The following is a 19,377-nucleotide window of genomic DNA, read 5'->3' as shown; positions in this document are numbered from 1 at the left end:
ATCGATCTGGTACTCGCTCGCGTCTAGACGCCGCCGAGTGCTTCCGGTTACTCTGCATGCAGGGCTGCTGCTTGCTTCCGGATGGTCACCGCTAGGGTCACCTCGTGCGTGCCCGTGCTGTAGTTGCGCAGGTTGCTGGTGATCACATCGTAGCTGTAGCCGAACTGGAATTGCTTCTTGTGCCAGTAGCCGATCATCGCGCACCAAGCATCGTTGGTGCGGTATCCGGCTCCTATCCAAACGGCCTCCTTGTAGCGGGCGGTAAGGTTCACATCGAGCTTCATGGGCACCGGCGAAACGTACTTCAGCATGAAGCTCGGCTCAATCCGGAGGTCCTCTCCAACTGGCAGCCGATACCCCCCCATGGCATAGTAGTGCCGTTCCATGCGGCTGAGCGTACCGGTGTTCTCGTGAAGGAAAACCACCTCGTTGTTGAGCAATTGCGGAGCAGCAGCGCCCAACCAGAAGCGCTCGTGGTGCAGGAGGAAGGAAAAGGTGGCGTCGGGTTTCACTTCGCCGCGCAACTGATCATCGAGGATCGGATCGCCTTGGTCGTGGAAGGTGATCTTGCTGCCATCGATCAGGAATTGCAGCATGCCGAAGCCAAGGCCGAAGCCGAGCTTGAGGTCCTCCGTGATGGGGAGATGGTAAGCATAACTGAGCTGGAACCCCGTGCGCCGCGTGGGGCCCACATGATCGGTGTAGAGGTAGCCGCCCACCCCCATGCGCTTGCCGATGGCAGAGTGCCCGCTCAGGGTGAAGGTGCGCGGCGCATCCTGCACGCCCACCCACTGGTAACGGTGGCCGCTGCGCAGCTCGAAGGCCGCGCGGCTTCCGGCCACGGCCTGATTGAATATGTAGTCGTTGTGCATGTACTGCGTGAGCTGCGGCAGCTGCTGCGCATGCATGGGCATCGCGGCCATGAGCACCGCGGCGATCGGAATCAGGAGGCGGAGGTTCTTCATGGCGTCAGCGGATCACGGTGAGCGGACCGGTATAGGGCTCAGGGAAGCGCGGGTCGTTGAGCTTGATCACGTAGTAGTAGGTGCCGACCGGAACGAAACCGCCCGAATAGCGGCCATCCCACGGCGTCTTGTAGCCTACGCTGCGGAAGAGCATGTCGCCCCAGCGGTTGTAGATCTCCACCTCGCACTCCGGGAAGAGGTTGATGTAATCGATCACCCAGGCGTCGTTCCAGCCATCGCCGTTCGGCGTGAAGCCGTTGGTGATCACCACTTCGGGCACCACTGTGACCAGAACAGAGTCGAGGGCGACGCAACCATTGGGAGCGGTGACCAGCACGGTGAACCAGGTGGTCTCCTGCGTATCAGCGATCGGGTCGGCGGTGCTGCCGTTGTTCAGCAGGGAATCGGGCTGCCAGTTGAAGGTCGATCCAGCAGGGCCTGTGGGCGCGCCGCCCAGCTGAGCGGTTTCGCTGAGGAAGATCACTTGGTCAGGACCCGCATCTGCAATGGGCAGGTCGAGGATGGTGACCGTGACCTGATCGCTGTCTGAGCAAGGACCATCGCTCACGGTGAGCGTGAAGGTGTATGTGCCCGGCGCGAGGCCGCCGAGGTCTAGCACCGGCGATCCGCTGATCAGTTCGCCTTGGTCATCGAACCAGGCGTAGGTCACTGCACCGGTGCTGTTCGTTCCATCGAGCGTTACGCCCACGCCCGAGCATTCCGTTTGGTCCGGACCGGCATCAGCAATCACTGTTGCGAGCGCACCGACGTCCACCGTGATGGTGAATGCGCAGCCATTGTCATCCGTCAAGGTGAGCGTGTAGCTGCCCGGAGCCAGATTGCTGATGTCCTCATCGCTGGAATTGAACCCGCCTGGACCGCTCCAGCTGAACGTGTAGCCCGGCGTTCCTCCGCTGGCAGTCACGGTGATTGCGCCATCACTCGCGGTGGCGCAGCTCGCATCCACCACCTGATCCACGGCGACATTGAGTACCGGCGGTTCGGTGATGGCGTAACTGAACGCCTGGCTGCAGCCTGCGCCGTCCGTGATCGTCACGGTGTAGGTGCCGGGGCAGAGCGCGGTGGCCGATGCCGAGCCCTGGCCGTTCGGCGGAACCGGGTCCCAGGTGTAGGTGTAAGCTCCGATGCCGCCGTTCGCGTTCAGCACGATGCTGCCGTCGCAATCGCCGTTGCATTGCACATTGGTCACCGTGGCATTGTCAGTGATCGTGGTATAGGGCAGCACGGTGAAAGCGTAGGTGGTGTCGCAGCCAAGCGCATCCGTGATGGTCACGGTATTCGTTCCGGCGCAGAGCCCGCTCACATCGGTCACATCCTGCGCGATGAGGTTGCCATCGGGATCGCGCCAATCGATGGCGTATGGCTCAGCCCCGCCACTGGGCGTGATCGATGCCGTGCCGTCGCAGGGGCCGAAGCAGGTCTCGTTCGTCCACAGCAAGTTGGCCTCGATCGCATCGCCTTGCGTGATGGTGAAGGGCACGCTGAGCACGCAGCCGTTCGCATCGGCGACAGTCAGCGTGTAGTCACCTGCGCAGAGGCTGCTCACGTCGAGCGTATCCGAAGCGATGATGTTGCCGCTCGCATCTGCCCACGCGATCGCATAAGGCGCCACGCCTCCATTGATCGTCGCGCCGGCTGTTCCCTCGCAATCGCCGAAGCACAGGTTGTCCGTGGTGATCACCTGCGCATCGAGCACCGGCGGATCAACTAACGTGAAGGTCTCCGACAGCGTGCAGCCGTTGGCGTCGGTCACGGTCACGGTCCAATCGCCCGCGCAGAGGCCAGTGATGCCCGGCTGCGTTGGATCGCCTGGAGGCGTCGGTGACCAGAGATACGCGTATGGTTGTATGCCGCCCGTGGCCACCACGGTAATGCTGCCATCGCAGGCGCCGTTGCAGGTGATGGGCGTGATCGTGTCCGTGAGGCTGAGTGGCTGCGGCTCCAGGATCAGCACATCCTGCGTGATGGAGCAACCTGCGGCATCGGTGATGGTGACGCTGATCTGTCCGGCGCAGAGACCCGTGATGGTCGGCGTGATCTCACCGCTCGGTTGCCAGAGTATCTCGTACGGTCCTTGTCCGCCGCTGGGGCCAACGGTTGCGGTGCCATCACAGAAGCCTGCGCAGATGGCTGGCGTGGTACTCAGGTTGGCAACGATCGGATCCGGCTCCGTGACGAAGGCCGTGTCGATGGTGATGCAGCCGATGCCGTTGGTGACCTGCACGAGGTAGAGGCCCGCGCACAGGTTGCTGAGCGTGTTCCCCGGCTCATTCAGGTCGTTTCCATCCGCATCGAACCACGCGGTGGTGCATGGGGGCTGCGAGCAGGCGTAATCCACGCTCACCACGCCGTCGCAATCACCGGGGCAGCTGGTGATGCCATCGGTCATGGTGAGCTGCTCGCCATCGGCATCGCTGATCGCAACGAGCTCCGTGATGCTGCATCCGTTGGCATCCGTGATGATGGCGTCATAGAACCCCGCGCACAAATCGGTGATCGTGTCTCCTGTCCCGATGATCGAGGCGCCGCTCATCCAGGTGATGAAGTAGAGCGGGGTTCCACCGGTGATGGCCACTGAGGCGGTTCCGTTGCACAGCCCGCATTCGCTGAGTGTCGTGCTCACAGTGGCTTGAAGGGGCTGTGGCTCATTCACCGTGTAGTCCAGCGTGAGGCTGCACCCATTCGCATCCGTGACCGTGAGCGTGTAAGTGCCTGGGCACAGATCGGTGATCGTTGGCGTGCCTTGCCCGTTCGCGTTGGGCGACCAGGCATAGATGTATGGCTGAGTGCCGCCGGTGACGATCACGCTGATCGATCCATTGCAATCACCAGTGCAGAGCGCATCCTCAACCGTGGCGGTCGCATCGAGCGGCTGCGGCTCGGTGATGAGCACCTGAACCGTGGTATCGCAACCCGTGGAATCGGCGATGAGCACTTCGTACACGCCAGCGCATAAGCCGGTGACCTGCGGCGTCGATTGACCGCCCGGCGACCAGATGAAGGTGTAGGGCTCGATGCCGCCTGTTGGGCCAACTGTTGCCGTTCCATCGCAGGCGCCAGCGCAGCTCACCGGCGTGCTGCTCAGGTTCGGGACAATCGTCTGTGAGGGCACCACCTCGGCGTCGGTGAAGCTCACGCAGCCGCTTCCGTTGGTCACTTGCGCTGTGTAGACGCCCACGCAAAGGCTGTCCACCATGCCTTCATTCACCGCGATCACATTGCCGCCCGCATCGAACCAGACCAGGTTGCACGGTGGTGTGGTGCACACGAAGCTCACGCTCACCGAACCGTCACAGCTGTTGCCGCATGTGGTCTGGCCGTTCACTGGCGTGAGCGCCTCGGCGTTACTGTCGCTCACCTGCACGACCTGCGAGACCGCGCAGCCATTGTCATCCGTCACCTCCACCGTGTAAAGTCCACCGCAGAGATTGCTGATGCTCTCACCGGTGCCGACAAGCGCGCCACCGAGGAACCAGTTCACGGCATACGGCGCGGTGCCGCCAGTGATGGTTGCTGTGGCCTGTCCATCGCAATCCGGACAAGTGCTGGGCGTGGTGCTCACGCTGACCAGCAAAGGCTGCGGCTCGATCACGTCGTAGCTCGCAATGGAAGTGCAGCCATTGGCGTCCGTCACCGTCGCCGTGTATTGCCCCGCGCAGAGATCCGTGGCCGTGAGCACGCCCTGTCCGTTGGGAGGAACAGGATTCCACACCACGGTGTAGGCTTGCGTTCCACCGGTGATCGTGAGCGCGATGCTGCCATTGCAATCACCAGCGCACGTGATGCCGGTTACAACCGCATCAATGGCAATCGGCAACGGCTCGGTGATCAGCACCTGCGCAGTGGTGTCGCAGCCGCCGTCGTCGATGATGAGCACGGTATACACGCCAGCGCAAAGGCCCGTGGCCAACGGAGTGCCCTGGCCACCTCCCGGTTCGGGGGACCAGGTCCATGTGAAGGGGGGCGTGCCGCCGTTCACCCCTACAGTCGCCGTGCCATCGCAATCGCCCGCGCAGCTCACCGGCGTGCTGCTGATAAGCAGCTCAGTGGGCGCAGGCGCTACCACGGTTGCCGTATCGACGCTCACGCAGCCCGACGCATTCGTGACTTGCACGAGGTAATCGCCGGGGCAGAGGTTCGAGAGTGAATTGCCATTCTGGTTGAGATCATTGCCTTGTGCGTCGAACCAGGCGATCGCGCAGGGTGCATCAGCGCATACGAAGTCCACGCTCACGCCGCCATCGCAGGTGTTCGGACAGCTCGTGCTGCCGTCGTTCGCTGTGATGTCCTCACCCGCCGAGTCGGTGATCGGGACCGCTTGCTGAAGCGTGCATCCGTTCGCGTCGGTGACCACCACCGTGTACACACCGGCGCACAAATCGGTGATGCTCGTTCCGGCGCCAACCAGGCTGCCGCCAGCGCTGTACCATTCAACAGAGAGCGGGTCAGTGCCGCCCCCAACCGTTGCCGTGGCGGTGCCGATGCAGACCTGGCACTCGCTCGTTGTCGACGCCACGCTCAAGGTGAGCGCGTCTGGCTCCGTCAGGTCGAAGGAGAATGGCACGCTGCAGCCACTGTCGTCAGTGATCACCACGTCCCAAGTTCCAGAGCAGAGGTTCGTCGCACTCGATTGTCCTTGCCCGTTCGGAGGGATGGGCGCCCAGGTGTACGTGTAATTGCCGGTTCCGCCCGCAGTGTTCAGCACGATGGAAGCATCGCATTGCCCGTTGCAGGAGATCGGCGTCACCGTGGCGTTTGCATCGATCGCTGGTGGACCGGTGATGATCACTTGCGCATCGGTGCTGCAGTTGTTCGCATCGGTGATCGTCACCGTGTACACGCCTTCGCAGAGGTCGGTGACCTGCGGCGTGTCCTGCATGCCCGGCATCCACATGTAGGTGTAAGGCGCGGTGCCGCCGGTCGGTCCCACTGTAGCAGTGCCATCGCACGCGCCAGCGCAACTCACCGGCGTGCTGCTGCTGTTCGGTTCAATCGGTGCGAAGGGATCCACCGTGAAGGTGAAAGTGCTGTCGCACCCGATGGAATCGATGAGCGTTACCGAATACGTGATGCCCGCGCAGAGGCCCGTGGCCGTGGTTGTGCCTTGTCCGCCGCCTGGCGGCGGTGACCAAGAGATGCTGATCGAACCTGAGCCACCCGTTGGTGTTACCGTGGCGGATCCCGTGCAAGCCCCAGCGCAGCTCTCCGGCAGCACCACCAGGCCAGCACTGAACGGCGGTGGCGCACCTACGAAGAAGGGTGTTGAGGCCTCGCAGCCCACGGCGTCGATCACGGTGACGCTCCATAGGCCTAGGCACAGGCCTGATACCGCTTCAGTGCCTTGTCCAACGGGCGGGTTCGGCGACCAGACATAGGAGTAAGGCGGGATTCCACCAGTGGGGAAAACCTGCGCGGTCCCATCGCAGGCGTTCGGGCATGTCGCATCTGACCATGCCACGTTGTTGTCGATCGGCACCTTGGGCAGGATGTCGAAGACAACCGTGGTGTCGCATCCAATGCCATCGTCGATGGTCACGCTCCAGATGCCGGGGCAGAGCTGCGACACACTATTGGTGCTCTGACCTGCAGGCGGGGGCGGGCTCCAAACGAAGGTGTAGGTCCCCGAACCGCCTATGGGGTTCACCGTGGCGGTGCCGTTGCAAGGCCCGTTGCAGTCTTCATCGGTCTGCGAGGCGTTGGGCTCGATCGGCGTTGGGCCGGTGATGTTGATGAAGAGCACCGTGTCGCACTGCGCGGCATCCGTGATCTGAAGCGTGTAGATGCCTTGGCAAAGCCCAGTCACGTTCGGTGTGCCCTGCCCGCCGCCGGGCACAGGGTCCCAAAGCCAGGTGTAGGGCTCAATCCCGCCTGTTGCGTTCACGGTTGCAGTGCCATCGCAGTCATTGCCGCAACTGGTGGGCGTGGTGCTGAACTGCGCATCGATGCCCGATGGCGTGCTGATCGCGAAGGGCGTGACCAACGTGCAGCCATTCGCATCGGTCACGGTGAGCGTGTAGGCGCCGGGGCAGTAATCCGTGGCGTTGGGCGTGCCTTGGCCTGCGCCGGGAGGCGCCTGCCAATCGTATTGGTACGGCCCTGCTCCACCGCTGACGCTCGCGGTGGCCGTGCCATCGCATGCGCCGCCGCAGCTCGCAGGGGTGGTCACAAGATCAACTGCCAACGGCGGCGGCTCAATGATGGTGAAGGCGATGAGCGTGTCGCACCCGAGCGCATCCGAGACCAGCACGGTGTAGTTGCCTGGACAGAGGTCGATGGCGTCTGGGGTGCCCTGGCCGATCACATTCGGAGCCCACACGAAGCTGTAGGGCGTATTGCCACCGCTCACGGTCACGGATGCTGTGCCATCGCATTCCCCGGCGCAGCTTGCATCCGTAGTGGAAAGCACGGCATCGATCTGCGGCGGGTCGGTAAGGGTGAAGGTGAGCGTGGTGTCGCAACCGCCGCTGGTGATGGTGACTTGATAATCACCGGCGCACAAGGCCGTCGCATCCGGCGTGCCTTGGCCGGTCACGTTCGGCGCCCATGCATAGGTGAATGCGCCATTACCGCCGCTGGCCTGCACGCTGATGCTGCCATTGCAATCGCCGGAGCAGCTCGGATCGGTTACAGTGCTCGTCACCGAGATCGGCGGAGGAGCGGGAACCGTGAAGGCGATGAGCGTATCACAACCGACGGCATCGGTGATGAGCAAGGTGTAGGCCTGCGCGCAAAGGCCCGTCACGTTCGGCGTGCCCTGGCCGGTGGGCGGCGGCTGCCAGTCGTAGGTGTACGGTCCAACTCCACCCGTCACGATTACGCCCGCCGATCCATCGCACGCGTCCGGACAGCTCGCAGGCAGCACTTGGAGCGAGACTTCCAATGGCACGGCATCCAGTATGGTGAAGGCCTGCGTGATGGTGCATCCGTTCGCATCGGTGATCAGCACAGAGTACGGACCTGCACAGAGATCCGTGGCGTTCGGGGTGCCCTGGCCGGTCACGTTCGGCGTCCACAGATAGGTATACCCCGGCGCGCCTCCGCTCACCGCCACGCTAGCGGTGCCATCGCATGAGCTGCCGCAGGTCACATCGGTCTGCGTGGGCACCACCACGATCGGCGGCGGCTCGTTGATGGTGAAGGCGATCAGCGTATCGCAGCCATTCGCATCGGATACGAGCAAGGTGTAGCTGCCCGCGCAGAGCCCGGTAACGTTCGGAGTGCCCTGGCCGGTCACGTTCGGCGCCCACAAGTAGGTGTAGCCCGCCGTTCCGCCGGAGACGGTCACCGAAGCCTCGCCATCGCAGACACCTGCGCAGCTGGCATCGACCGGCGTGAGCTGCGCATTCAGCGGCGGCGGCGAAGGCACATTGAAGGTGAGCGTGGTGTCGCAGCCGTTCGGCGTGGCTACCGTCACGCTGTAGTCACCGGGGCAGAGCGCTGTCGCATTCGGTGTTCCTTGGCCCGAGACGTTCGGCGACCAGGTGATGGTGAAGGGCGGCAGCACGCCGGAGATGATGAGGCTGATCTCGCCATCGCAGGCATCGGAGCAGCTTGCTGGCGTCAAGGTTCCCTGCACGTCGATGGCAGGCGGCGCTGCGATGGTGAAATCCTGGGTCGTGATGCAATTCGTCGCCTGATCGGTGATGGTCACCGTGTAACTGCCTTCGCACAAACCGGTTGCGGCATTGGTGCTTTGGCCCCCGCCGGGCGGCGGCACCCAGCTGTAGGAGTAAGGCCCTATGCCGCCACTGGGATTCACTGTGGCGGTTCCATCGCATATGCCGAAGCAGCTCGCATCGGTCTGCGCCGGGTTCGGCACGATCGGCGGCGGCTCATTGATGATGAAGTTGATCGTGGTATCGCAGCCGTTCGCGTCGACCAGGAGCACGCTGTAAGGACCCGCGCAAAGCCCGGTGGCGTTGTTGGTGCCTTGACCCGCACCCGGCGGCGGCGCCCAGGTGACGCTGATCGCCGGCGTGCCTCCGGTAGGATTCACGCTCGCCGTGCCATCGCACACACCGTTGCATGTCACATCCGTGAACGTCAGGTTGGGCGTGATCGGCTGCAGGTCGAAGGTGAAGGTGGTATCGAAGGTGCAGAGGTTGGCATCGGTGATCACCAGCGTATTGACGCCCGCGCAGAGCTGGTTGAACGAGGAGCCCGTGCCCGCGCCGTTGTTCCAGTTGTAGCTGTGCGGCGCTACTCCGCCGATGGCCAGCGCGGTGCGCGATCCGTTGCAAACGTCAGCGCAGGCAGGCGGTGAGCCTGCGCCGAAGAAGATCACGCCCAAGGGGTTCGGCTCGGTGACATTGATGGGCACGCCGCAGCTCACGCCCTGCCCTTCATCGGTGACCACCACGATCTGCGGTCCGCCGCAAGCGCCGATCCAGGTCTGCGTGTTCGGGCCGCCGAAGAGCCATGAATAGGTGAAGGGGCCAACGCCACCGGTCACGTTCACGGTGATGGTCGCGTCGCATTCGCCCCGGCAACTGATGTTGAAGCCATTGTAGCTGGTCGTGGCGGAGGTCGTTGCCACGAAGGGCGTTTGCCCGCCACCGGTGGCGCACACCACCACATCGCGGTCATTGCCCGCTGGCGGAATGGCGAGGTCAGCGCTGATGGGCGCATTGCCCACCGTGATCACCGCCTGTTGCTGCTCCACCACGCGATCGATCACGCCGGGCTCCGGCGCTTGCGCCAGCTGGATCACGCTGCGGCCGGCCATCAAGCGTTTGGCGCCACGCCCTTCGCTGCAAAGGGTTCGCGCGCGCACGAGTGCGCCCGCTGCATGCACGGTTCCCGCCCTCCAGGTGATATCGCCATCCGTCAGGTGCAGGTCGCTCACGATGCTCCACGAACCGCCGCCATCGAAGCGCAGTTGGCCGCGCAGGGGGATCGCGCGCGCATCGATCACCTTCCCTTCCCCATCACCGCTCAAGCGCACCGTGCCATCGAAGGCCCAATGCACGCTTCCGCTCAGCACGAAGTCGCCATGCACGCGCAGCTCATTGCCGGGAGCACCGGTGAAGCGCGCGAAGCCTTCACGCGCATCCACGCGCAGGTTGTTGCAGCGCGCATTCCCTTCGAGCCTCACCACATCTTCGCCTTTCATCCGCAGCACCGCATCATCAATTGTCCCGGGAATCCCGGCGCCGCCCGGTCCGTGCTCGGTCAGGCTCCAGTGCGCGGCATCGCTCCAGGCGCCGCTGCCGCCCACCCAAAAGAGGGTGCGGCGCTGGCTCAGCGCCGTGCCGGCGGTAAGCAGGAGCAGCGCGGCGATGAGGAGGTGGCGGTAGTGGGTGCGCATCGCGGATCAGGTTCTAGTCGAAAGCGGGGCAGTTGATGGCTCGGCGGCCGATGCTCTCCTGGCTGCATGGCGTGATGGCCAGGATGATCTCGTGCGTGTTGGAGCTTCCGAGGCGCAGGCGCGATGTGGTCACATCGTAGCTGTAGCCCAACTGGAAGAGCTTCGCGAAGCTCACTTTCATGTTGAAGGTGACCGCATCGCCGGCACGGTAGCCCACGCCAAGCCCGAACTTGCGGTTCCACTCCACCATGCCGTTGATATCGAGGGCCCACGGTGCGGCCTTGCTCTTCTTCAGCAGCAGGCTGGGCGCGAGCGAGACCTTGCGGCCGATGCGGTACTTGTAACCGCCGCTGAGCATGAATTGCCGCGCAAGCCGCGAGTCCGTGCCGATGCCGTTGATGCGGTTGGCGAGGATCTGGTGCATGCTGATGCCGCCCCAGGCCTTCTTGTTGTAGAGGAAGATGCCCGGTGTGAGCTCCGGCGCCACCAGGGTGTTGGCTCGGCTATTGAGCGCGGGGTCGTTGTAGTCCACCAAGGTGCTGGCGCCCACGTCGTACTTCACTTGCTGCGCTCCACCGAAGAAACCCATGCTCATATGGTAGTCGCGCGACATCTGTATATGGTAGGCGTAGGCCAGCGAAAGGCGCGTATAGCCCCAGTTGCCCGCGTTGTCGCTCTCGGCGAAGAAGCCCACCCCGTGCTTGTTCTTCTTCACCGCCCCCTTCTTCTGGATGGTGGCATGAATGCTGGCCCAGCCGGTGTTGGGGGCGCCATCGAGGCCCACCCATTGGCGGCGGTAGCCCAAGCGCACGTCGAGGCAGTCCTTGCTGCCGGCCACGGCCGGGTTCACGCTGAAGTGGTTGAACACGTACTGCGTGTACTGCGTGAGCTGCTGGCCCTGCCCCAGGAAGGGCAGCAGCAGGGCCATGAGCAGCGGTGCGGCCTTCATCGGATGATCGAGACGTAGCCCGTGTATGGATCGGAGCGGCCCTCGAGCGGATTCAGCTCGATGTAGTAGTAGTAGGTGCCCTCGCTCAGCGGCCGGCCATTGCGCGTGCCATCCCACGGCTCGCGGTAGCCATTGCTGTTGAACACGCGCTGGCCCCAGCGGTCGTAGATCATCACCACCGCGCCGGGATAATCCTGGATGCCCGGGATCTCCCAGGCATCGTTGCGGCCATCGCTGTTGGGCGTGAAGGTGTTGGGCGGATTCACCAGTCGCACCACATCCACCACCACCGTATCCGTGTAGGTGCAGCCATTGATGGTGGTGGTCACCGCGTAGGTGGTGGTGCTCGACGGGTTGGCGATGGGGTCCGGGATGCCATTTCCGCTCAGGCCGCTGGTGGGCGACCAATCGTAGGTGGTGCCGCCGAAAGCATCGAGCTGCACCGCGCCGCCCTGGGCGATCTCCGCATCCGGGCCGGCGGAGAAATCAACGCCGATCACATCCACGCCGGGGCCGCTCACATCGATGCCGAAATCGCACTGCGCGGGGGTGATGGCGCCTCCATTCTGCGCACCGCTCACCACCACCCAGTACTGCGTATTGGGCGTGAGCGGCTGCGTGGTGATGCTGAACGGCATGCTGTCCGTCTCGCACGGGCCCACGAAGCCGAAGTTCGCGGGATTGCAATTGGCGCTGCCGGAGAGCACCGCCATGCTCAGCTCATTGTCCATGCCGCCCACCAGCGGGCAGTTGATGCCATTGAGCGATACGGTGGCCGTGCCGCCCACGCTGTTGGTGGTGAAGGTGTACCACACCTGGTTGCCGCCCGGCTGGCAGTACACCGGCCCTGCGCCGTTGGCTCCCGTGTTGTTGCCCGTTGCGGCCTGCTGCGCGCAGAGCTGCGATGCCGTGGCGCAATTGCTATTGGCGGGCTGCGCGAAGGCGCTCGCGGCGATCAGCGAAAGCAGGGATGCGAGTACCAGGCGCATGGGTGCGTGCGGGGGGCACGCGCACGCGCGCACTGCCCCGCCGCAAGTTGCCCGCAGCGTGCGCGGCGCCCGGCAAGGGCCGCAGCGCATTTTCACACAGCGTTCTGTTAAGGGGCGCGAAGCAGGAAGGCGAGTGACCCCACCAGGAGTCGAACCTGGATCAAGAGTTTAGGAAACTCCTATTCTATCCATTGAACTATGGGGCCGGGCGCCGGAGCGACTGGGCCTCCCTGCGGAAGGCGGGCGCGAAAGTAGGATCGTGCGCTCATCAAGGCGCGGCATCGAACAGGTCGATCTGGCCCACCTGCGTCTCTCGGCCATCCTCATTGAGCAGGATGGCATAGCTCCCGGCGGGCTGCGCCGAAAGGTCGACTGGGTACTCTTTGTTCAATTGCTCCGGCACCTGCCATTCCATCAGCGCTTCACTGCGTCCATTCTTCACGAATAGGCGCGCTGGCTTGGCGGTGAACACATCGACCACGGCCATGCCCCTTCCCGGACGCCTCAGCAGCAACGCATCCGTGCGTGGCCTTGGATCGAGCGGCGCGTCGGCCTCCACCCTGAACTGGTACAGCGTGCCTTCCTTCGGCGCGCTGCGCACCGCTTTCAGAAGATCAGCCCCCCCGCTGATGATCCGGACCGATGCCGCATCGGCCTTGCCGCTGTCCACGGCATGCAGCAGATAGCTGCCCGGCGGCAAGCGCAGTGTTTCGCTCAGCACCGTGTCGCTGCCCGACTTCCAAGCGTGATCGATGTGCACCGGACCGCGCGTGCTCTCCAGGCGGATGCGGCCGCCATTGCCTGCGGGCAAGCGCATGCGCACGGTGAGCGGGCTTGCCCAGGCATCAGCCGAAGTGAAGGTGCCGCTCAGCGTATTGTCGGCCTTGTTGCGGTCCTTTCGACCGTTGGGGTCGCCGAGCGATACGGTGAAGGTGTTCAGTCCCGGTCGCATGTCGATCAGGTGCGTGAGCTTCACCTCAGTGGTGGCGCCAGGAGCCAGCCGGCCCGTCCAAGCGAACATGCGCGGCGCGAAGCCCACCGTGCCGTAACGCACGGAGATGCCCGACAGCGACTCGGTGCCCTTGTTGGCCAGCACGATGCGCGGCTCCTGCACTGCTGGGTTGAACGCAGCGTTAGCGGGGTCGTCGCTCGGGACGATGATGGCCACCACGGCGGCATCGAAGCGCGCAGGTTTCCGGGCGGCTTTCTGCGCAGAGACGAAGAGCGGCAGGAGCACCGCGACAGGGAGCAGGACTGGTTTCACGGCGCCGAAGCTCCGCACGATGGGGCGTTCGCGCAACAAGCACTTCTACATTCGTAGCTGAACGCATGCCGGCGCGCTACCTCACCCACGTGCTCATCGCGCTGCTGGCGCTGCTTTGCGCGCAGGCCTGGAACCGCATCAGCATCGGCGCCATGGCCGATTCGCCGGCGCGGGCCAATGTCCGCGATGGCCGTGCCCTCATCAGCACCGACGATGCCTCCTACCTGCAAGGCGTCGATCGGCTGCTCGGCGCGCGGCCCGACCTCGAGCAGGCGCCCGAGGCGCACCGTCCATCGCTGCGGGCGCCCGGCTACTCCCTCTTCTACCTGCTGCCCCGCCTGGTGCTCGACCCCCTTCCTGCCATCAGTGCACTGGTGTGGATGCAATGCCTGCTCTATGCGTTCGCAGTGGCCATGCTGTGGGACACGCTGGTGCGCGGAGGCATCGATGGCCGGATCCGCTGGCCGCTGATCCTTGCATTGGCCATGATGCCCACCTTCCACGGCTTCCTCTTCCACACCTTCACGGAAGGCATCACGCCATCGCTCTCGGTGCTGCTGCTCTGCTGCGCGTTTCGCGCTTGCCTGCCGAGGCAGGATCGGCACGCCACGCATCGCCGCTGGCTCTTTGCCGGGCTGGCGCTGTGGTCGCTGATCATGTTCACGCGGCCCGCCTTGCTGTGGACGGGCCTCGCGCTGTTGCCGGGATTGCTGCGGACCGGCTGGCTGCGTGCATCAACCTTCGCGCTGCTCGCTTTGGCACCGCTGCTCGGCTGGTGGCTGATGAACGTGGTCCGCGCCGAAGCCCTGGTGGGACTGCACCCGCTGTATTCCGCCAGCGCTGCGGGCATCGAGCGACCCACGCACGGAGCGTTCTGGGATCTGGCCAAGAGCTGGGGCACACGCGGCGATGCCTTCCATCCGGTGATGGAGGACGCCTTCGCTGCAGCCCTGCTATGCGATACATCTGCCACGCATGCCGAGCGCTTCCTCCGGCTCGCGCCTCCCGGAATGCTCAGCAGCGAGCAATCCGTCGGAATTGAACGCGCCTTCCTGCGCTGGCAGCGCTTCACCTGCGCGCAATTGGCGCCTGCGCTCGGCACGCCGGAGGGCACCATCCGCTCCATCACCCGCGAGGAACAAGGCATCCTGTTCGACCTGGAAGCGATCACCCGGGAATGGCGCCGCGCGCATCGTTGGCATCATCATGTGGTGGTGCCGCTGCGTGTGCTCAAGCAGATGATCGCGCACTCGAACCTCAACCTCTGGGCCTTCCAGCACACGTGGCGCGGCCAACCCCTGATGGAAGCGCTCCGGTGGTCCTCCGCGATCCTGCACGCCGCATTGCTCGCAGCGGCGTCATTGGCCTTCCTCGTGCGCGTGCCGCTGCCCGTGCGCCTGCTCTCCTTCGGCTGCGCCGCCTACCTGTTCTACCTGGCCTACGCGCAGCGCGGCGTGGAGGAGCGCTACACCTTGCCGGTGCTCTTCATCGGCGTGGTGTGCGCTGCGTTCGTGTTCCAGGGGCGTTCCTCTCGCAGTGCAGGTGCCAATTCACCAACTTTGTTGCCATGAAACCGCCGAAGCGCTGGATGCGCCGCGCGCTGCGAGTGCTCATTGGCGTTGGCCTTTTCTGGGGATTGCTCACGTGGTGGGCCGAAAGGCCGGGGCGGCCTTTCAGCGAATACATGCTTGCCGATGAAGCGGATGCGCGCACGGCGCTGATCGTGTTCGACCCGGACCCCATCTATGACCTGGATGCTCAGGTAGCGGCAGCCATGGCGAAGCGGCTGCACAGCATGGGGTGGAACGCCCGTGTACAGGACGCAGCTTCGATGGACACTGAATCGCCCCTCGATGCGGAACTGCGCATTGTCATCGCGAACACCTACAACTGGGCGCCGGATGGAGGCGTGCTGGATTATGTGCAGCGGGAGCCGGGGATGGCCAAGGCGCCTGTGATCGCGATCACCTTGGGGAGCGGCTCAACGGCCAGGGCGCATCGTATCTTCCTTCAGGCGATAAAGGCACGCGGCGCCGACGTTGTGGGCGCCAGGGAGCTCTGGCTCATGCGGCCGAATGATGAATCGCGGACGCAAGAACCGAACACCGCCGTTGCGTGCGACCTGGCCTCTGAGCTCGTGGCGCGCTGCGCAGCGGCATTGCCGTGATGCTCGGCCTTGAGCCAGCGATATTTGCCGCATGACCAAAGCCCGCATGCAGCTTCAGGCCGCTCCGCCCGAATGGCGCGAAGCGAAGGCCTTCACCGACATCACCTACCGCAAGAGCGGCGGCGTGGCGCGCATCGCCTTCAATCGCCCGGAAGTCCGCAACGCCTTCCGTCCGCATACGGTGAGCGAGTTGCTCGAGGCCTTCCACGATGCGCAGGAGGACACCGATACCGGCGTGGTGCTCTTCAGCGCCGAAGGGCCGAGCCCGAAGGATGGCGTGTGGAGCTTCTGCAGCGGCGGCGATCAGCGCGCGCGCGGACATCAAGGCTACGTGGACGGAGCCGGCACGCCGCGCCTGAACATCCTCGAGGTGCAACGCCTGATCCGCTTCATGCCGAAGGTCGTCATCGCTGTCGTGCCCGGCTGGTGCGTGGGCGGCGGCCATAGCCTGCATGTGGTGTGCGACCTCAGCCTCGCGAGCAAGGAGCACGCGGTGTTCAAGCAGACCGATGCCGATGTGACGAGCTTCGATGGCGGCTACGGCAGCGCCTACCTCGCCAAGATGGTGGGACAGAAACGCGCCCGCGAGATCTTCTTCCTCGGCCGCGACATCACCGCCGACCGCGCCTTCGAGATGGGCATGGTGAACGCGAGCGTGCCGCATGCCGAGCTGGAGAGCACCGCCTGGCAATGGGCCCAGGAGATCCTCGCGAAATCACCCACCGCGATCAAGATGCTGAAGTTCGCCTTCAACCTCACCGACGACGGCCTGGTGGGCCAGCAGGTCTTCGCCGGTGAAGCCACGCGCCTGGCCTACATGACCGACGAGGCGAAGGAGGGCCGCAACGCCTTCCTCGAGAAGCGCAAGCCGCAGTTCGGGAAGGGGAAGTGGATCCCGTAGTACCGTCCCGCCGGAGGCCGGGCGATCGCAGCGACGAAGGCGGAATCGGCCATCCGGCGTCTCACGAATCTGCATTCGCGTGATGGCTTGGGTGAGACTCCGGATGCGCGGGTTCCAGCTGCTTCGCAGCTCCCGCGCTCCGGAGTGACGAACGAAAGGAGTCCCGCGTGAGGGGGTACAGCAGGTGATGCGCGCCTTGGGCAATGCTTTCGGCCGGAGAACATACCCGTGCAAAAAGCCCCCCGGTACCCGTGTAAACACCGGTAACAGGGGAGAGTAGGGGCCGATAGGTTCGCTGGTGCAAATCCAGCCCCATGCACAGCAAGGTCGACCCCAACCTCTTCTTCCTCGATTTCGAGCGTGTGAGCGAGGTGCTCCTCGCCATCCTGCTATTGGCCTTGCTCATTGAGCGCGCCCTCGCCTTGCTCTTCGAGAGCCGCGCCTTCATCGAGCGCGTGGCCTATACGGTGAAGCACGAGGGTGGCGCCGACCAAGGCACCATCACCGATGCGCAGCCCCGCAATCGTGGCATCAAGGAGCTCATCGCCCTGGGCGTATCCTTCTATGTGTGCTGGTGGTGGGACTTCGATGCGCTCAGCATCCTGCTGCCGGTGAGCCACAGCAAGATGACCCTGATGGGCATGCTCATCACGGCCATGATCATCGCCGGCGGAAGCAAGGGCGCCGCCAAGCTCTTCAGCGATTGGATGGGCATCAAGAGCACCGCGCAGAAGGAGATCGATGCCATCCGCGAGGCGAGCCGTACCCGCGCCGCCGCGCAGAACAAGCCCTGAGGCCATGCGCGCGCTGCTCCTTCCCCTGCTCGTGCTCGCGCTCGATGCCACGGCGAAAGTGGCCATCGTGAGCCGAAGCAGCTACGTGCGCCAAGGGCCGAGCACGGACACCGAAGAATGCTACCATGCGCAGGCGGGCGACACGCTGGTGCTGGAGGACGAGGACGACCACGACGGCTATTACCACGTGCGCGCGCCGGGCAATTGCCTCGGCTACGTGTACCGCAACCGCGTGCGGCTGCGCGATGCCGAACCACCCCTGTGGGCGCGCGGCGGCGGCACGCCCACGGGCCCCGGGACGCCGGGCGGCCCCATCGCCACCGGCGTGCCCAAGCCGCTCAAGGCCTGCTCCTTCAACATCAAGTTCATCGGGCAGGGCAATAACAAGCAGTACCAGCCGCTGGTGGACCTGCTGAAGGACTACGACCTGGTGCTGGTGCAGGAGCTGGTCTCGGCACCCATGGACCTGGTGTACCCGGACTACATGCTCAGCGGCACGCAACAAGCCCGGACCTTCTTCCAGCTCATGGAGGATTACCGGTTCGCTTACGCCTTGAGCAGCGCCAAGACCGGGCGCAGCAGCAACACCACCAACGGCAGCACCAGCGAGTACTTCGTGGCCTTCTATAAACCGCACGTGCTGCAATACCTGCACGCGCCCAGCGGCTTCGTTGACCAGCCGCTGGTGGGCAACCCCACCTTCGACCGCGTGCCGTGGACCTTCCACTTCGCCACGCTCGATGGCACGCTCGACTTCGCGGTGACCAACGTGCACTTGGCCGCCGACGAAGGCGCCGACGAGCAGCGCCGCGATGAGCTCGCCTTCATCGCCGAGCACGCCGCCAACGGCGAGCCCGACCACCTGATCGTGGGCGACATGAACATCCAGGACTGCGACGAGCTCGTGGATGCCACGCCCAGCGGCTATCAATCCATCAACGCCGCCTGCCTGGCCACCAACGTGGCCCGCACCGGCAAGCCCTTCGACCACGTGATGTACCGACCGCGATTCACCGCCACGGACATCGACCCGCACCACTTCGTGCCACTCGACCTGGTGGCCCTCATGGAGCCGACATGGGACCCCGACGACGGGGACTATCCCGGCACCGGCAACTTCAATGTGGGCACCTACGGCTCCTACTACAGCGACCACAAGCCCGTGGAGTTCAAGTTGATCTACGGGGTGAGGGATGATGATTGAAGCAGGCACCTCCGACATCGCACCATGGAACAGATCAGGAGCACCCGACGACTACGGAGCGATTTCATCCCCGAGGAGAATGAAGACGACCTCTCCAGCAATGCGCACCGCCAACTGCTCGGCATCCTCGGGATTGCCCTGCCGCTGATGGTGTTCATTGCCGCAGGCTGGCGGCCGGTGAATGGCGCAGCCGATCGCTGGGCACTGCTTGAGAGTATCAGCGGATACTACCACACCGGGGCCGAAGCGGTCTTCATCGGGATCGTGGTCGCGCTCGGGATCTTCCTGATCACCTACGATGGCTACGACAACCCCACGGGCTGGAAGGACCGGCTGTCCGCGCGCATCGCGGGAATCGGCGCGCTCGTGCTCGCCTTCTTCCCTACCGAGGTCGAGGGCCACTACCCGCCGCTGACCTGGTGGGAAGACTACATGGGCACCGCCCACTTCATCGGCGCGGCCACGCTCTTCATCAGCTTCGCCTACATGTCGTACTTCCTCTTTCCCATCACCGACAAAGAGCTGGACCCATCGAAGCAGCGGCGCAATGCCTTGCACCGCGCATGCGGGATCGTGATCGCGTGCTGCCTGATCTGGGCAGGCATCGCGGGCTTCGTCCTGGAGCAAAGCATCTTCTGGCCGGAGACCGTCATGCTGCTTGCCTTCGGGGTCTCGTGGCTGGTGAAGGGGAAGGTGGTGGAAACATCAGAAGTGCTCGGACGCCGTGCGAAGCGGGGGATGGGGCAGATGTTCGGCGGGGCTGAAGGCTGAAGTAGCGCGCATGACAATATGCCAAAGCCGCGAACACTGGGAGTG

General features: G+C 64.4%; 11 protein-coding genes and 1 tRNA gene. 6 read left to right on the top strand and 6 right to left on the bottom strand.

All coding sequences use genetic code 11. The annotated features are described in order from the left end of the window. Positions 1-47: 47 nt before the first annotated feature. From IPK70_14840 to IPK70_14815, 6 genes are all read right to left on the bottom strand, one after another. Positions 48-965, bottom strand: a complete 918-nt coding sequence (locus tag IPK70_14840) for a type IX secretion system membrane protein PorP/SprF (GenBank protein MBK8228435.1) — start codon at positions 963-965, stop codon at positions 48-50. A gap of 4 nt (positions 966-969) precedes the next feature. Beyond that, positions 970-10,293 (bottom strand): gliding motility-associated C-terminal domain-containing protein, encoded by a 9,324-nt coding sequence (locus IPK70_14835; protein ID MBK8228434.1) that lies wholly within the window; start codon positions 10,291-10,293, stop codon positions 970-972. 13 nt (positions 10,294-10,306) lie between these two features. Then, entirely contained in the window at positions 10,307-11,242 is a 936-nt protein-coding gene (locus IPK70_14830) for a type IX secretion system membrane protein PorP/SprF (GenBank protein ID MBK8228433.1), read from the bottom strand. Further along, a complete protein-coding gene (locus IPK70_14825) occupies positions 11,239-12,231 on the bottom strand; it encodes a gliding motility-associated C-terminal domain-containing protein (GenBank protein ID MBK8228432.1) in 993 nt (330 codons plus the stop codon). The genes IPK70_14830 and IPK70_14825 overlap by 4 nt, the downstream gene beginning before the upstream one ends. A 134-nt stretch (positions 12,232-12,365) precedes the next feature. Continuing rightward, positions 12,366-12,437 (bottom strand) — tRNA-Arg (locus IPK70_14820). Between the two features lie 62 nt (positions 12,438-12,499). Continuing rightward, a complete protein-coding gene (locus IPK70_14815) occupies positions 12,500-13,495 on the bottom strand; it encodes a hypothetical protein (protein ID MBK8228431.1) in 996 nt (331 codons plus the stop codon). Positions 13,496-13,560: 65 nt separating this feature from the next. On the opposite strand from IPK70_14815, the gene IPK70_14810 reads away from it, so the two are divergent. The 6 genes from IPK70_14810 (at position 13,561) to IPK70_14785 (ending at position 19,332) form a co-directional block, all read left to right on the top strand. Continuing rightward, the gene (locus IPK70_14810) at positions 13,561-15,066 is read left to right on the top strand and encodes a hypothetical protein (protein ID MBK8228430.1); all 1,506 of its coding nucleotides are present in this window, start codon (positions 13,561-13,563) and stop codon (positions 15,064-15,066) included. Next, positions 15,063-15,662: a hypothetical protein gene (locus IPK70_14805; GenBank protein ID MBK8228429.1), complete on the top strand. Its 600-nt coding sequence runs from the start codon at positions 15,063-15,065 to the stop codon at positions 15,660-15,662. The genes IPK70_14810 and IPK70_14805 overlap by 4 nt, the downstream gene beginning before the upstream one ends. Positions 15,663-15,708: 46 nt before the next feature. Continuing rightward, on the top strand, positions 15,709-16,563 hold the full coding sequence (locus tag IPK70_14800) for a 1,4-dihydroxy-2-naphthoyl-CoA synthase (protein ID MBK8228428.1): 855 nt from the start codon (positions 15,709-15,711) through the stop codon (positions 16,561-16,563). A gap of 314 nt (positions 16,564-16,877) precedes the next feature. Further along, on the top strand, positions 16,878-17,357 hold the full coding sequence (locus IPK70_14795; protein ID MBK8228427.1) for a hypothetical protein: 480 nt from the start codon (positions 16,878-16,880) through the stop codon (positions 17,355-17,357). A 4-nt stretch (positions 17,358-17,361) separates the two neighbouring features. Further along, complete coding sequence (locus IPK70_14790; GenBank protein ID MBK8228426.1) at positions 17,362-18,561, top strand: hypothetical protein; 1,200 nt, start codon at positions 17,362-17,364, stop codon at positions 18,559-18,561. Between the two features lie 24 nt (positions 18,562-18,585). Next, entirely contained in the window at positions 18,586-19,332 is a 747-nt protein-coding gene (locus IPK70_14785) for a hypothetical protein (protein ID MBK8228425.1), read from the top strand. The last annotated feature ends 45 nt before the right edge of the window (positions 19,333-19,377 follow it).

The sequence above is a fragment of the Flavobacteriales bacterium genome (assembly GCA_016712535.1).
Classification (GTDB): Bacteria; Bacteroidota; Bacteroidia; order Flavobacteriales_F; family PHOS-HE28; genus PHOS-HE28.
Note: the sequence above shows the minus strand (reverse complement) of the source record. Positions and strands in the feature narration are given on the sequence as shown.